Raw genomic sequence first — 14579 nt, 5'->3', positions numbered from 1 at the left:
TCATCCCTGCAGATCTAACCAGGCCCCCAGACCGGCGAGACTGTCATAGGCAGTCATATCGATGGTCAGGGGGGTAATCGAGACATAGCCCTGCTCGATGGCAGCAAAATCGGTACCGTCACCTGCATCCTGCTGGCTACCGGGGGGACCGATCCAGTAGATGGGCTGGCCACGGGGATCCTCGGTGCAGATCACCGACTCCGCCCGGTGGCGATTGCCAAGGCGGGTGGTCTTGATCCCCTTAATCTGCTCGAGGGGCAAGTCCGGCACGTTGACGTTGAGGATCTGATCGGCAGGCAGGGGGTGTTTCATCAGCCCCTTCACCAGCAGGGCCGCATAGTGGGCCGCCGTGGCGAAGTGGGTCTTGCCTACCAGCGAGATGGCGATGGAGGGGTAGCCAAGATGGCGCCCCTCGGTGGCCGCGGCGACCGTGCCCGAGTAGATGACATCATCCCCCAGGTTGGCTCCGTGGTTGATGCCGGCCACCACCATGTCGGGTTCAGGGCGCACCAGCTCGTTGACCGCCAGATGCACGCAGTCGGTCGGCGTCCCCTTCACCGCATAGCTCTCGCACCCATTAAAGCCGTTTTCTGCAATGCGGGTAACCCGCAGCGGTACTTCCAGCGTCAGCGAGTGACTCGCGCCGCTGCGGTTGCGATCCGGCGCAACCACAATGACCTCGCCGCAGGCGCGCAGCGCCTCGCTGAGGGCACGAATGCCCTCGGCATGCACACCATCATCATTACTGACCAGAATTCGCATCGGTCTGATTCCTGAAACCGTGATCGGCCTCTTCGGCCTGCATTAACTCGCGCACCACGCTGGTGGCAAACGCGCCCGCCGGCAGGAAGAAGGAGAGGGTCAGCGCCTCGCCATCCAGCTGCCAGCTCATCTGCTCCGGCTTGAGCAGCAGGGGGCGCCTGTCCTGATCCAGCCCGGCTTTCTCCAGCCCGTCACACCAATCGCTGTAAGGAGCCAACACGCCCTGTTCGAACTCGGCAGCGGCGCCCTGACTGACCAGGCGGCCACGGCCCCACTGGGGGGCGGTGAGCTGCACGTCGCCGGAGGCAAGACGCGCTTCCAGCTCGGGGGTCACGCTCTCTTCGCTGAAGATGGAGTGGCTGCCCTTGAGCATCACGCAATCACCGGCCAGCAGCTGATGAGCCAGCCCCTGCTCGATACGGGCGCTGACAATGGCGTTGAACAGCATGCTGCGGGCGGCAGAGAGGTAGAGGGAGCGCTTGTTGCGATCCTTGATCCGCTTGCCGGCAAACATCGCCTTGGCCGCTTCCAGGTTGTTGCCATCGCGGCCAAAACGCTGCTCACCATAGTAATTGGGCACGCCCTGAGTGGCGATGGCCTGCAGGCGCGCTTCCAGCCCGTCGGCCTGTTCCAGACCGGTGAGACGCAGGGTGAAGTGGTTGCCCTTGAGGTAGCCAACCCGCAATTTGCGGTTGTGACGCCTGGCTTGCAGGATCTGGATGCTGTCGCTCTCGATAACCGACAGGTCCGGTTCGGCCTTGCCCGGCAGGTGAATGCCGAACCACTGCTCGGTCACCGCGTGGCGATCTTTCAGGCCCGCCCAGGTCACCGCATTGCGGTTGACCCCGGCCGCATCGGCCAGCAGACCCGCCACCCAGGCGGTGTTCTCGCCGGTTTTGCGCACCCGGACGAAGATATGCTCCCCTTCACCGCAAGGCTCAAACCCGAGATCTTCATTGACCACGAAATCGGCGGCCTCGGCCTTGAGGATACCGCGGGCAGTGGGCGCCCCGTGCAGATAGGCAAGTTGTTCCAGCATTATTGTTTCACCAGTAGGACGACGGCTTCGGTGGCGATCCCTTCCTTGCGCCCCGTAAACCCAAGCTGTTCGGTGGTGGTCGCCTTGACGTTCACCCGGTTCAAATCACATTGCAGATCGGCGGCCAGCACGGCGCACATGGCGTCGATATGGGGCGCCATTTTGGGGGCTTGGGCGATGATGGTCACATCCAGGTTGCCGATGGCATAACCCGCCTTCTGTACACGGGCAAAGACATCCCGCAGCAGAATGCGACTGTCGATCCCCTTGAATTCGGCAGCGGTATCGGGGAAGTGGCGACCGATGTCACCGGCACCGATGGCCCCCAGCAGGGCATCGCTCACCGCGTGCAGCACCACATCGCCGTCGGAGTGGGCAACCAGCCCCAGCTCGTAGGGAACCGGCACGCCACCCAGCATGCAGGGGCCAACACCACCAAATTTATGGACATCAAAACCATGACCAATGCGCATCATCAGCGGCAACCTCCCAACATGCTGAAACCAACCCCATCAATTTTGTGTACGTCCACACCATGTCCAATCCGGATCATGCTAACTCCTTGTTCGGGCCTGTTTGTTCGAGACGCTCTGCTCTGAACGGTCTGTTATGACTGAGGGGCTTATGCCTGCTGGCTTAAAAACAGCCCCGCCAGCGACAAGTCTTCCGGCCGGGTCACTTTGATATTGTCGGCGCGCCCCTCCACCATCCGCACCGTGAATCCGGCCCGCTCCATGGCGGAGGCCTCGTCGGTGATGGTGGCGCCCAGCAGCAGCCCCTCTTCCAGTGCCCGCTTCAGGGCACGGGTCGGGAACATCTGCGGCGTCAGGGCATGCCAGAGCTGCTCGCGCTCGACGGTGGCGATGATATTGCCCTCCCCATCGGAGCGCTTCATGGTATCGCGCACCCGACTGCCGAGAATGGCGCCGCCACAGCCCATGGCCGCAACAATCAGCGCATCGAGATCGCCGTGAGTCAGGCAGGGACGGGCCGCATCGTGCACCAGCACCCACTCCCCTTGCGCCACATGGAGGCCATTGAGGACGGAGAAGGCGCGCTCGGCGCCTCCCTCTACCCGCACAATCCGCGGGTCGGCCGCCACGGGCAGGGCCTCGAACCAGCGATCATGGGGCGCCAGCGCCACGATCACCTGGGCGATGGCCGGGTGGGAGAGCAGCCGCTCCAGGGTATGTTCGAGAATGGTTTTACCCGCCAGTTGCAGGTACTGCTTGGGGCAATCGGCCCCCATCCGGCTGCCGATACCGGCGGCAGGGACGATCGCCGTCAGGCCGGATACCCGGCTGGCATCAGTCATCGTAGGGCTCATCGTCCGGCGCTGTCTCTTTGTCTTTCTCTTTGGGGATGATCCGGTAGAAGGTCTCCCCCTGCTTGATGTAACCCAGATCGTTGCGCGACAACTCCTCGATGGCCTCGAGGCCAGAGGTGAGATCATCTATCTCGCGGTAAATGAGGTCGTTACGATCCTTGAGAGTCTGGTTGTCCCGCTGTTGCTGCGAGATGGCCTCCGACAGGTTCTGATAATCGGATAGCCCGTTCTTCCCCAGCCAGAGGTCATATTGCAGTCCCCCCAGCAGGAGGATCAGGATCAGGGTGAATAGCCGCATGCACTAGGTCTCCTTCAGGCGGCCTAGTGTCCCATATTCGGTGCCAAGACAAAAGAAAGCGAGCACCCGGGAGCCACCGGCCGAACATAAAAAAGTGCCCAAGAGTGAATCAGATAGCACAAAGCCCCGCCAAACCGGTGCAAGGATGGCCAACCAGGGCGCTCCTTGTCCGGGGGCGGGGCTCTCAATCAGAAAGCGGTAAGGGGGATCAGTTCACCGCGACCGGCTCTCCCGCGCTCTCGGCCGGAGTGTTGTACTCCTCCTCGGCATCGCGGAAACGCTCCAGCATCGCTTTTGAGGGCGCTTCGCCCAGCAGACTGCCCACCACGATGGCCAGCAGTGCGAACAGGAAGCCCGGGATGATCTCATACAGCCCCAGCCAGCCGAACTGCTTCCAGACGATGACGGTGATGGCACCGACCAGCATGCCCGCCAGCGCGCCGTTGCGGGTCATTCGCGGCCAGAGCACCGAGAGCAGCACCACGGGGCCAAAGGCGGCACCGAAACCGGCCCAGGCGTAGCTCACCAGCCCCAGCACCCGGTTTTCCGGATTCATGGCAACGGCGATGGCAATCACCGCGATCAGCAGCACCATCAGGCGACCCACCCACACCAGCTCACGCTGGGAGGCGTTCTTGCGCAGGAACGGCTTGTAGAGATCCTCTGTGATGGCGCTGGAGCAGACCAGTAATTGACAACTTAGAGTGCTCATTACCGCCGCCAGAATGGCGGAGAGCAGCACCCCGGCGATCCAGGGGTTGAACAGGATCTTGGAGAGCTCGATAAAGACCCGTTCCGGGTTGCCGGTCACTCCAGCCGCCGCTTCCGGGAAGCGGGCGAAGTAGGCCAGCCCGAAGAAGCCGATGGCCACCGCGCCTGCGAGGCAGAACACCATCCAGGTCATGCTGATACGGCGGGCATTGGCCATGGAGTGGTGGGAATCCGCCGCCATGAAACGGGCCAGAATGTGGGGCTGACCGAAGTAACCAAGGCCCCAAGCCATCAGCGAGATGATGGCGATCACATCCAGATTCTTGAACATGTCGAGGTTGGTAGCGCTCTTGGCGGCCACCTCGATCATGGCGCTATCCACCCCACCGACGGCGATGATGACGAAGACCGGGGTCAGGATCAGGGCGAAGATCATCAGGGTCGCCTGCACCGTGTCGGTCCAACTCACCGCGAGGAAGCCGCCGAAGAAGGTGTAAGTGATGGTGGCGGCGGCACCGACCCAAAGGGCGGTGTTGTAATCCATGCCGAAGGTGCTCTCGAACAGACGGGCACCGGCCACCACGCCGGAGGCGCAATAGATGGTGAAGAAGAGCAGGATCACCAGCGCCGAGAGAATGCGCAGCACCTTGCTGTGATCTTCAAAGCGATAGGTGAAATAGTCCGGCAGGGTCAGGGCGTTGCGGTTCTTCTCGGTATGTACCCGCAGGCGACCCGCTACCCAGCGCCAGTTGAGGTAGGCGCCGATCACCAGACCGATGGCGATCCAGCTCTCGGAGATGCCGCTGACGAAGACAGCGCCGGGCAGGCCCATCAGCAGCCAGCCGCTCATGTCGGAGGCGCCGGCAGAGAGAGCGGTAACCCAGCTTCCCATCCGGCGGCCGCCCAGAATGTAGTCATCAAAGTTGCGGGTGGCGCGATAGGCGACGAAGCCGATCAACACCATTCCGAGGATATACACCAGGAAGGTGATTAACATGGGTGTGCTAGCTGTCATGCAAAACTCCGTTTTGTGTCATTTTCTGCCCGCTCTGGTGACGGGCTCATCCCTAAAAAACCGGCCTAGCTTAATCAGCCGTTCGCGCCAGCTCAACCACTTTTAACAAACACAAAACACAATAAAAACCTTTGCGCATCAAATCATCTGCCGCATCAAGAGGATGGCGCCAGATTTCCTGCCGTGGCCGTGACGGCCATATCGTCGCAACGGCGACTATTGAGCGTTATGTTTTCACATTTTGTTACTATCCATTTTTTACAAGCCGGCGCCCCGCTCCTACACTCCCCGCCCTGTCTCATCACTCCAGTCAGAGGTCGGCACCATGTCATCTCATCTGTCACACCTGCGAACCCTCGCCCGCCGCCTTCATCCGGTGGAGGAGTCGGGTCATCTCATCCGACGGGCCAAGTATGTGGGGCGTCTCTGGCTCAATCCTGGCGCCCGCGCCCTCTATCGCCAGCAGCAGGAGCAACCGCTGCTGGCGCAGGCGATCAGCCGCTTCCCCGATATTCTGGAAAAGCCGATCCACCCCTATCGCCACAAGGGGCTCCGCAAGCGCCTGCGAGCCGGGCTTATCAGCAGCCACTACCAGCAGCTGGCTCGCCAGCTGCCCAAGGCGCAACAGCTGGCAATCTACAGCGGGCGCGGCCTGCTGCTGGCCCAGTGGCAGAGCGACAAGCTGACGGCCCCGCTGACCCTGCAACTGGATTACCAAACCCACATGGGCAAAGAGGGGGAGATGAGCCTGACCCTCAAGCTGGGTGACGCTGCGCTCTATTACATGGCCCTCAATCTGCGCCCCGCGCCGAACCCGACCCTCGAGATCTGTTCGCTGCAGGGCGGCAAGGGGCAGAGCGAGGAGATCAAGCAGGTCACCAAGGCGTGCGGCGGACTGCGCCCCATGTCCCTGCTGGTCTATATGGCCGCCGAGCTGGCCCGGGGGCTGGCGTGCAAGAGCCTGCTCGGGATCCGCACCCAAAGCCACGTCTATCAGAGCAGCAAGCGCACCGCCGATCGGGTCAAGTTCGATCTCGACGGCTTGTGGCAGGAGCATCAGGGCAGCGTGCAGGATGAACTCTGGATGAGCCTGCCGCTGGAGGTGCCCCGCAAGACGCTGGAGGAGATCCCCTCCCGCAAGCGGGCCAGCTACAAGGCGCGCTACCAGCTGCTCGATCAGCTCGGCAGCGAGCTGCAGGCAAATCTGCTGCGAAGCTGAGTCAACGCAGCAGAAACACAAAGGGCGAACAGCATGCTGTTCGCCCTTTGTCATGACGGGGATTTGCCCTTAGCGGTTGATCGCCATCGGCATGCCGTTGCGCTGCTCCAGCGCCTGCTTCACCAGTTGGGAGTCGCTGTCGGCGTGGGCAATGAAGCGGGTCACCGCCGGGGTCATCGGCAGCGGTGCCGGCAGCTTGGAGTTGAACTCCTCTTCGCTGCGCGACAGCGGCTGGTGTACTTCCAGATAGCGGACGCCGTTGGGCTCGAGAGAGGCCTTGATCGGCTGGTTAACGAACTGGACGCGGGTACCGACCGGCACCTGCTTGAACAGGTACTCGATATCGTCGTTACGCAGCCGCACACAGCCGTGACTCACCCGCAGACCGATACCGAAGTTGGCATTGGTGCCGTGGATGGCGTACATCTTGCCGATATAGAGTGCAAACAGCCCCATGGGGTTGTCCGGGCCGGCCGGCCATACCGCTGGCAGGCTCTCGCCACGGGCGGCATATTCGGCATGCATCTTGGCAGTCGGGGTCCAGGTCGGGCCCGCTTTCTTGCGCTGCACGCTGGTCACCCAGTTTTCCGGGGTGTCGGTGCCGAGCTGGCCGATGCCGATGGGCAACACTTCTACCACCTTCTTGCCTTTCGGGTAGTAGTAGAGGCGCATCTCGGCCACGTTCAGCACAATGCCTTCACGAGGGGCATCCGGCAGGATGAGTTGCTGGGGGATCACCAGCTTCTCGCCGGTCTGTACCAACAGGGGATCCGCATCGGGGTTGGCCTCTATCATGTTGGTCAGCCCCAGCTGGAATTTGGCAGCAATGGCCTCCAGCGGCTGGCCATTCTCTTCGGCCGGAACCACATATTCCAGATTTTCCCCCACCAGACGGCTGTTGGCCGCAGGCAGAGCATATTCAACAGCGAAAACCGGCGCAGCGGTCAGCAGCAGGCTGTAGCAGAGTGTTGCCACACTATTGCGAAGGAGCTTCATAACTTTCCCATGATAATGACTGAATTGACATCTCTGAGCTGACGGCTGATCAGCAGAAGATCAGGGGCGCGAAGAGAAGGCCGCCATTTTTCTCCTCTGCTGACCAAATATCAACTGACAAGTGGTGACGGGTCGATGATTAATATGCGGATTATCCAACGCCCTCGACTCGCCCTCTCCCCCTGTTTATCCCCGTTGCCAGAGGCGCATATCATAACCTGTGGGAGATTGATGCAACCGCAGATGAAATTGCTCAATGATAGCGAAGATATGGTCGAAAATATCGGCTTGGATCCCTTCGTAATCAGCCCATGCGGTGGTCGCGGTAAAACAGTAAATTTCCAGCGGCAAACCGTCTGACGTGGGTGCCAGCTGGCGCACCATCAGGGTCATGTCCTTGCGAATGCCGGGGTGGGCGCGCAGGTAGGCATCCAGGTAGGCGCGCAGGGTACCGAGGTTGGTGAGGTGACGACCGTTGATGGGGCAGCTCAGGGCATCGTTCAGCTGCTGGTTGTAAGCGCTCAGCTCCTGCTCCTTGCGACTGAGATAGGGTGCCAGCAGCTGCGCCTGCTTGAGCTGCAACTGCTCCTCGGCCGTCAGAAAGCGCACGCTGGTCATGTCGATATTGACGCTGCGCTTGATGCGGCGGCCGCCCGACTCGGTCATCCCCTGCCAGTTCTTGAAAGAGTCGGAGATCAGGGCATAGGTGGGAATGGTGGTGATGGTCTTGTCCCAGTTCGATACCTTGACCGTAGTAAGGCCGATGTCGGTCACCTCACCATCGGCGCCGTACTTGTCCATCTGCAGCCAGTCACCGACGCTCAGCATCCGGTTGGCGGAGAGCTGGATCCCCGCCACCAGCCCGAGGATAGGGTCCTTGAACACCAGCATCAGCACTGCGGTCATGGCACCCAGACCGCTGAACAGGAACAGCGGCGACTTGCCAAGCAGCAGGGCGATCATCAGGATGCCCACCAGAATGCTGCCTACCAGCTTGGCCCCCTGGAAGATGCCGCGCAGGGGCAAATCCCGACCAAGGCGGGTGTAACGGCTCACCGACAACAGGCAGTCGAGCAGGGCGAAGAAGGCCAGCAGCAGGAACAGCAAAATCCAGAGCTGGGCCACCATCTCGATAAGCTTGAGGCTATCCGATTGGCGGGGCAGCCAGATCTCCGCCTGACCGAGCAGCACGGCCCCCTGCAACACGAAAGCGAGCCGGTTGAAGAGGCGCTGTTGCAGCTGGGGCGGCAGCCACACCTGCTTGGCCTTGCCGAGGATCCCCACCAGCCGGACCAGCAGCACCCGGTGCAGCGCCATGTGCAGCAGCAACGAGGTGATGACGATAAAGCCCAGCGCGATCACCAGCGCCATCATGCTGGTCACTTCCACCCCAAGGCCCGACAACCAGTTAAAAAACGCCTCTTTCATTGCTCTCTCCCGAACCGGGCAGCCCGCTGGCTGCAAAAACAGTGGTGGTCAGGGTACCGCTCCCCTCCCCCATGTCAAATCGGCGTACGCCAGAAATGACAACGCCCGGCACAGGCCGGGCGTTGTTTCAAAGCGAGGTTGACTTAGCAGACCAGGCTCAGGGCATCGCGAGCGATAACCAGCTCTTCGTTGGTCGGGATCACCATGGCACAACGGCTGTCAGCGGTAGTGATGCGACCTTCGCCACCCAGTACCGCGGCGTTGTTGGCCTCTTTGTCCACCTTGAAGCCGAACAGGGCCAGACGGTTCAGCACCATCTCGCGCACCATGGCGGCGTTCTCACCGATACCACCGGTGAAGACCACGGCGTCCAGACGACCGTCCATCGCAGCGGCATAGGCGCCGACATACTTGGCCACACGGTAGGTGAAGACATCCAGCGCACGCTTGGCACCGGCGTCGGTGGCGTAGTTGGTGGTGACGTAGCGGCAATCGCTGCTCGCTTCGGTCATCCCCAACAGACCGGACTCACGGGTCAGGGTGTGGTTGATCTGCTCCACGCTGTAACCGAGCTGGTCGTGCATAAAGAAGACCACGGCCGGATCGATATCACCGGAGCGGGTACCCATCGCCAGACCTTCCAGCGGAGTCAGACCCATGGAGGTGTCAACGGATTCGCCGTTCTTGATGGCGCAGACAGAGGCACCGTTACCCAGGTGGCAGTTGATGATGTTCAGTTCATTCAACGGCTTGCCCAGCTCTTTCGCGGCTTCTTCCGCGATGTAGCGGTGAGAAGTACCGTGGGCACCGTAACGACGGATGCCGTGTTCGCGGTAGAGCTTGTGCGGCAGCGCATAGAGGTAGGCCTCTTGCGGCAGGGTCTGGTGGAAGGCGGTGTCGAACACGGCCACGTTCTTCTCGGACAGCTGCGGGAACACTTTCAGCGCGGCGCGAATACCGATGAGGTGGGCCGGGTTGTGCAGCGGGGCGAACGGAATGGCGGCTTCGATACCGGCGATCACGCCGTCATCGATACGCACGGAGCGGGAGAACTGCTCGCCACCGTGTACGATTCGGTGACCGATGGCCACCAGTTGCTCGGCAAGAGTCGGATCCTGCGGCAGGATGTGACCCACGATATGGTCGAGGGCCTCCTGGTGAGCGGCACCCGCTCCCAGCATGGCTTCGCCCTTGACCCCGTGGAGTTTCCATTTGATACGTGCATCATCCAGATTGAAGCATTCGGCCAGGCCGGACAGCATGTCCTCACCTGTTTCGGCGTCCATTACGGCAAATTTCAGGGAAGAGCTACCGCAGTTAAGGATCAATACCAACTTGCTCATTTTCTACATCTTCCTGTGCTTCGGCTTTATGCCGACAGTGTCGTGTCATCCAAAAGAGGATGGGATTCCCCTGCCGGGGGCTTATGGTCGCAGGAGGGTGCGTCCAATTTTTCAATTCTTGCTCTTGAAAGAGTCATCGCAACTTGTGGTGCGTATCACTGGTTTCAATGCTTGCGAGTTTCACCGCATTAAAGGATGTGTATCACTCGCTTCAATTCATGACGGGGCAAGTGGCCCTGACATCGCCGGGTGTCTGACACCCAAGGATAGCGCTCAGCCGCTGGCCAGCAGCTCCTTGTGTACCTTGACCACCAGCTTCTTCACCTTGGCGGGCTGGTTGAAGGTACAGAGCGGGCGGTGCAGCTCGCCCGGCCAGAAGATGGCGAAATCGCCCGGTTGCAGCGCCAGATAGCTGGTCTGCTCGTCATCGACAAACCAGAGGTCAGAATGGGGATGGTCGGCGCCATCGCTCACGTAGTCGTGGGGGCCCACACCTATCCACTCTTCACCGCGCAGCAGCAACTGGATATCGAGATACTGCTGATGGAATTCGCCACGGCGATCCGCGGCTGGCTCGGTCAAATCCTCGCTCACCAGACAGAACAGATTGAGACCATCGATCTCGGTCTTGCCGAGCGGAGCGTCACCCCAGTGAGCCACGCTCTTCACCACCTCAGCCATGATGCGGGCCAGCGGGGCGGGCAGCGGCGTCCGCTGCAGGGTGTTCAGGCTACCGGTGATCATGGCGTCTGTTTCCTGTTAGGTATATCTGGGCGGCATCTTTGCCCGCCAATGAAAAAGGACCTGTGACAGGTCCTTCAATAATGCCGTCTGCAATCCGTGCAAACCGGTTTAGAGCTTTTGCTCATGTTCAGCTATATGGGCACTGTTACACACTCGTCAGCACCTTGCCAAGAGACATAATCCCATTTTCATAGTGATCGTACCAGCTGAAACCATATTATTCACCACCCTTTCCCCCTCGACTTTGACCAGACGCAAAAACGGGCGCATCAGCGCCCGTTTTTTTCGCAAAACCGTTTAATAACCGGTTTCATTCAAGCCTTTTTGGCGTTTTCCACCGGTTTGGCGTACATGGCACGCCAGATCGCCTTGTGCTCTTCCGGCACCTCTGACTGACGAGTCAGGAAGGCCGCCTGTTCGATGGTATTGGCCTTGCCGGAGACATCGGCCGCCAGATAGTTGCTGGGGAAGAGGTGGTAGCTGCTCCAGATCGCCTTGTCGATCAGCGCGGCCAGTTCGTCCGGATCGCTGAAGCCCTCGGTGATCGGCGCGCCGAAGGAGACATGTACCCGCCCCTTCATGCCGACGATACCGGCGACGATACTCTCGATATCCTCGAACTCGCCCTTCTCGTAGCTGCCGTTGACCGACTTCTCGTAAAGCTCGCGCGCCTTCGCCTTGTCGGTCGGATCCAGCTCATAGCTGATGCTGACCGGCACGATATTGAGGCTGCGCATGTAGTCGACGAAGTCGATCTTCTGCTTCTTGCCGTCGACGTAGAACATCTTGAGGATGGCCGGATCTGTCTTGTCATCGCCATTCTTGGCGCGCCCTTCCTTCTGGGCAATCCAGATGGAGTGACCTTCGTGAACCGAATTGCCAATATAGGCAGACAGCTCGCCGAGCGCCTTCATCATCTCCCGCGGCCCCTTGGCGGAGCGTTTGACGATAAAGCTCTTGTTGAGCTTCATCAGCTCGGTGGCGCAGGGTTTGCGCAGCAGGTTGTCACCGATGGCGATGCGCACGGTATCGAAACCATGGGTGTGCAGCCCCCAGTTGACGAACGCCGGGTCCATGGCGATGTCTCTGTGGTTGGAGACAAACAGATAGCCCTGCTCTTTCTTCAGATGCTCGATCCCGGAGAAGGTCACCCCCTTGGTGGAGGTGGCGATCATGCGGGACATGTACCGGGTGACCCCCATCTGGACCTGATGCACTGTGGTCACTTTTGACCATTTGCGGCGCAGGAACAGGCGGATCATCGGGCGGATGGCCCAACCCAGCCAGCTCATCAGGGAACCGAAACGATACTTGGCGATGGCGCCGATAAACTCATCATCCTGGATCAGCCGTTCGATGGCTGCCGGCACTTCTTCATCGCGGTAGGGGCGAATATCCGCGAATCTATCTACTTCAGTCACAATGTCAGCCTTGCATGCTAGGAAACCGCAGCCAACCCGCGTTGGCCGGGGAAAATTCAGGGCGCAATTTTACACGCTTTTATGGCAAGGGGTATGAGACAAGCATGAATAGTGAGATCTGACCAGTTTATTAATCGGATGCCAGTGCCAGCGCGACCGCCGCCTCGGCATGGATGGCGGTGGTGTCGTAGAGCGGCACCGCCGCCCGGGCATCCCCCACCAGCAGGGCAATCTCGGTGCAGCCAAGGATCACCGCCTCGGCACCCGCGGCCGCCAGCCCCGCGATAATGGCCAGATACTCGGCCCGCGACGCGTTGCGGATCTCCCCCAGACAGAGCTCGTCATAGATGATCCTGTGTACCCGCTCCCGCCCGGCCTCATCGGGTACCAGCACCGCCAACCCGAAGCGCTCCTGCAAGCGCCCCTTGTAAAAATCCTGCTCCATGGTGAAGCGGGTGCCGAGCAGGCCGACCCGGGTTATCCCGTCCGCCTGCAATTTGGCTGCGGTGGCATCGGCAATATGGAGCAGCGGGATATCGATAGCCGCCTCAATCTCGGGCGCCACCTTGTGCATGGTGTTGGTGCCGATCAGCAAGAAGTCGGCGCCGCCATCCTGCAACTTGCGTGCTTCCGCCGCCAGTAAGCGAGCTGTGGCGGGCCAGTCACCGGCATGCTGCAACCGCTCGATACCGGCAAAGTCGACGCTATTGAGCAGCACCCGCGCCGAGTGCAAACCGCCAAGCTGCGCCCGCACCCCGCGATTGAGCGCCTGATAGTAACTGACGGTGGACTCCCAGCTCATGCCACCCAGCAGACCGATACATTTCATAGGAACTCCTTTCATCCCAAGGGAGGGCAGAACCACGCCACCTTGCAGGCAAGGCCACGCGGACGAGATAAAAAAGGCCCCGCAGGGCCAACAAGACAGCCGGTAAAGGCCCGGGTTAACCCCGGGCTAAATCCAGATCATCCCGACACAGGCGGCCGTCGCCAGCCCCATGCCGAGATTGAAACGCCGCCAACCCCGGGCGGTGCGGATGATTTGCCGCACCTGGGCACCAAACAACACCCAGAACGCCCCGGTGTAAAGGCCGGTAATAAAGAAGATCACCAACACCCAGAGCGCAGAGGGCCAGTAAGCCTCCCCCGCCAGGGTGAAACCGCTGATGGCGGAGAGCGCCATCATCCACGCCTTGGGATTGAGCAGTTGCAGCATGGCCCCCTGATGAGCGGGAATGAGCGGCCGGTTGCCCTCGGCCGGGCCGCTGGCGGTCGCCACCTTCCACGCCAGCCAGAGCAGGTAGGCCGAGCCGATAATCTTGAGGCCGTCGTGCAGCAGCGGCACCTTCTCGAACACCACGCCAAGCCCCAGCGCGGTGGCGAGGATCATCAGATTGATCCCCCCCACCACCCCTACCAGCAGGGGAATCGTGCGGCGAAACCCCTGCGCCGCCCCGGCGCTGGTGAGCAACATATTGTTGGGCCCCGGCGTGCCGCAGGTAACCAGGGCAAACCCCGCCAGGGGCAGTAACCAGTTCAGATCCATCTCAACCTCTTGTCGATGCAACGCCCCCGTTATGGGGAAAGCCTTCTAATATGCAGAGCCAACCCCGTGGCGACAAGTCAGAAATGCCTCTTTCCAGGCCCCCCCCCCCATCAACGCAGCACGACTCAATACCAGAGCATCACCACGCAGAGCGCCGTCAGCAGACCGAGAGAACCGTTGAGTCGCCGCCAGCCCCGATCCGAGCTGATCCAGTTGCTCAGCTGATGGCCGAACAGTACCCAGACAAAGCAGACCGGCAGGGCCACCAGCGCAAACATGACCATCACCGCCAGCTGACTCGACCAGTAACTGGCGCCGGGCAGGCTGAACAGACTGATGGCGGAGATCCCCATCATCCACGCCTTGGGATTGAGGAACTGAAAGCCCAGCCCCTCCAGCATGGTTAGCGGACGGGCGCGCCGGGCCGGATCCCCCGGCGCCCCGGCCACCGCGATACGCCACGCCAACCACAGCAGATAGAGGCTGCCGAAGATCTGCAAACCGAGCCGTAGCAGGGGCCAGCGCTCGAACAGCGGATAAAGCCCCAGCGCCAGCACCAGTTGCAACACCGGCTGCCCCAGCCCCACCCCGAGCAGATGTGGCAGGGTGCGGCGCACCCCGAAGTTGGCGCCGGAGGCCGTCAGCATCAGGTTGTTGGGCCCCGGCGTACCGCAGGTGAGTACGGCAAAACCGAACAGGGTGACATACCACTCCATCGTCATATTGTGAC

General features: G+C 61.0%; 15 protein-coding genes. 1 reads left to right on the top strand and 14 read right to left on the bottom strand.

Annotated features, from left to right (window positions below):
* The 6 genes from surE to putP all read right to left on the bottom strand — a co-directional run bounded on the left by surE (position 1) and on the right by putP (position 5152).
* Entirely contained in the window at positions 1–762 is a 762-nt protein-coding gene (surE, locus tag G5221_RS15525; protein WP_040068372.1) for a 5'/3'-nucleotidase SurE, read from the bottom strand.
* Complete coding sequence (truD, locus tag G5221_RS15520) at positions 743–1801, bottom strand: tRNA pseudouridine(13) synthase TruD (RefSeq protein ID WP_227341354.1); 1059 nt, start codon at positions 1799–1801, stop codon at positions 743–745. The genes surE and truD overlap by 20 nt, the downstream gene beginning before the upstream one ends.
* Positions 1801–2277, bottom strand: coding sequence for a 2-C-methyl-D-erythritol 2,4-cyclodiphosphate synthase (gene ispF, locus G5221_RS15515; protein WP_421263546.1), 477 nt, complete (start codon positions 2275–2277; stop codon positions 1801–1803). The genes truD and ispF overlap by 1 nt, the downstream gene beginning before the upstream one ends.
* 146 nt (positions 2278–2423) lie before the next feature.
* Positions 2424–3116 (bottom strand): 2-C-methyl-D-erythritol 4-phosphate cytidylyltransferase, encoded by a 693-nt coding sequence (gene ispD, locus G5221_RS15510; RefSeq protein WP_110303496.1) that lies wholly within the window; start codon positions 3114–3116, stop codon positions 2424–2426.
* Positions 3109–3426: a cell division protein FtsB gene (gene ftsB / locus G5221_RS15505; protein ID WP_005335520.1), complete on the bottom strand. Its 318-nt coding sequence runs from the start codon at positions 3424–3426 to the stop codon at positions 3109–3111. The genes ispD and ftsB overlap by 8 nt, the downstream gene beginning before the upstream one ends.
* Before the next feature lie 208 nt (positions 3427–3634).
* Positions 3635–5152, bottom strand: coding sequence for a sodium/proline symporter PutP (putP, locus tag G5221_RS15500; RefSeq protein WP_110303497.1), 1518 nt, complete (start codon positions 5150–5152; stop codon positions 3635–3637).
* A gap of 325 nt (positions 5153–5477) precedes the next feature.
* Between putP and G5221_RS15495 the strand changes: the two genes are divergently transcribed.
* On the top strand, positions 5478–6371 hold the full coding sequence (locus G5221_RS15495) for a VirK/YbjX family protein (RefSeq protein ID WP_219264435.1): 894 nt from the start codon (positions 5478–5480) through the stop codon (positions 6369–6371).
* Between the two features lie 69 nt (positions 6372–6440).
* On the opposite strand, the gene G5221_RS15490 is transcribed toward G5221_RS15495, so the two are convergent.
* The 8 genes from G5221_RS15490 to G5221_RS15455 all read right to left on the bottom strand — a co-directional run bounded on the left by G5221_RS15490 (position 6441) and on the right by G5221_RS15455 (position 14571).
* Positions 6441–7367: a L,D-transpeptidase family protein gene (locus tag G5221_RS15490; RefSeq protein WP_270905581.1), complete on the bottom strand. Its 927-nt coding sequence runs from the start codon at positions 7365–7367 to the stop codon at positions 6441–6443.
* 186 nt (positions 7368–7553) lie between these two features.
* Positions 7554–8795, bottom strand: coding sequence for a mechanosensitive ion channel family protein (locus tag G5221_RS15485; protein ID WP_421263545.1), 1242 nt, complete (start codon positions 8793–8795; stop codon positions 7554–7556).
* A gap of 143 nt (positions 8796–8938) precedes the next feature.
* Positions 8939–10138, bottom strand: a complete 1200-nt coding sequence (locus tag G5221_RS15480; RefSeq protein WP_005354534.1) for an acetate kinase — start codon at positions 10136–10138, stop codon at positions 8939–8941.
* 273 nt (positions 10139–10411) lie between these two features.
* The gene (locus tag G5221_RS15475) at positions 10412–10882 is read right to left on the bottom strand and encodes a YhcH/YjgK/YiaL family protein (protein WP_421263544.1); all 471 of its coding nucleotides are present in this window, start codon (positions 10880–10882) and stop codon (positions 10412–10414) included.
* A 314-nt stretch (positions 10883–11196) separates the two neighbouring features.
* Entirely contained in the window at positions 11197–12303 is a 1107-nt protein-coding gene (locus G5221_RS15470) for a 1-acyl-sn-glycerol-3-phosphate acyltransferase (protein WP_005362790.1), read from the bottom strand.
* A 130-nt stretch (positions 12304–12433) separates the two neighbouring features.
* Positions 12434–13132, bottom strand: coding sequence for an aspartate/glutamate racemase family protein (locus G5221_RS15465; protein ID WP_421172749.1), 699 nt, complete (start codon positions 13130–13132; stop codon positions 12434–12436).
* Between the two features lie 126 nt (positions 13133–13258).
* Complete coding sequence (locus tag G5221_RS15460) at positions 13259–13849, bottom strand: LysE family translocator (protein ID WP_040068358.1); 591 nt, start codon at positions 13847–13849, stop codon at positions 13259–13261.
* Positions 13850–13974: 125 nt separating this feature from the next.
* The gene (locus G5221_RS15455) at positions 13975–14571 is read right to left on the bottom strand and encodes a LysE family translocator (protein ID WP_040068356.1); all 597 of its coding nucleotides are present in this window, start codon (positions 14569–14571) and stop codon (positions 13975–13977) included.
* Positions 14572–14579: the final 8 nt, after the last annotated feature.

It is taken from the genome of Aeromonas sp. 602200, from assembly GCF_049173895.1.
In the GTDB taxonomy this organism is placed as follows: Bacteria; Pseudomonadota; Gammaproteobacteria; order Enterobacterales; family Aeromonadaceae; genus Aeromonas; species Aeromonas veronii_A.
This window is presented reverse-complemented; position numbering and strand designations above follow the sequence as displayed.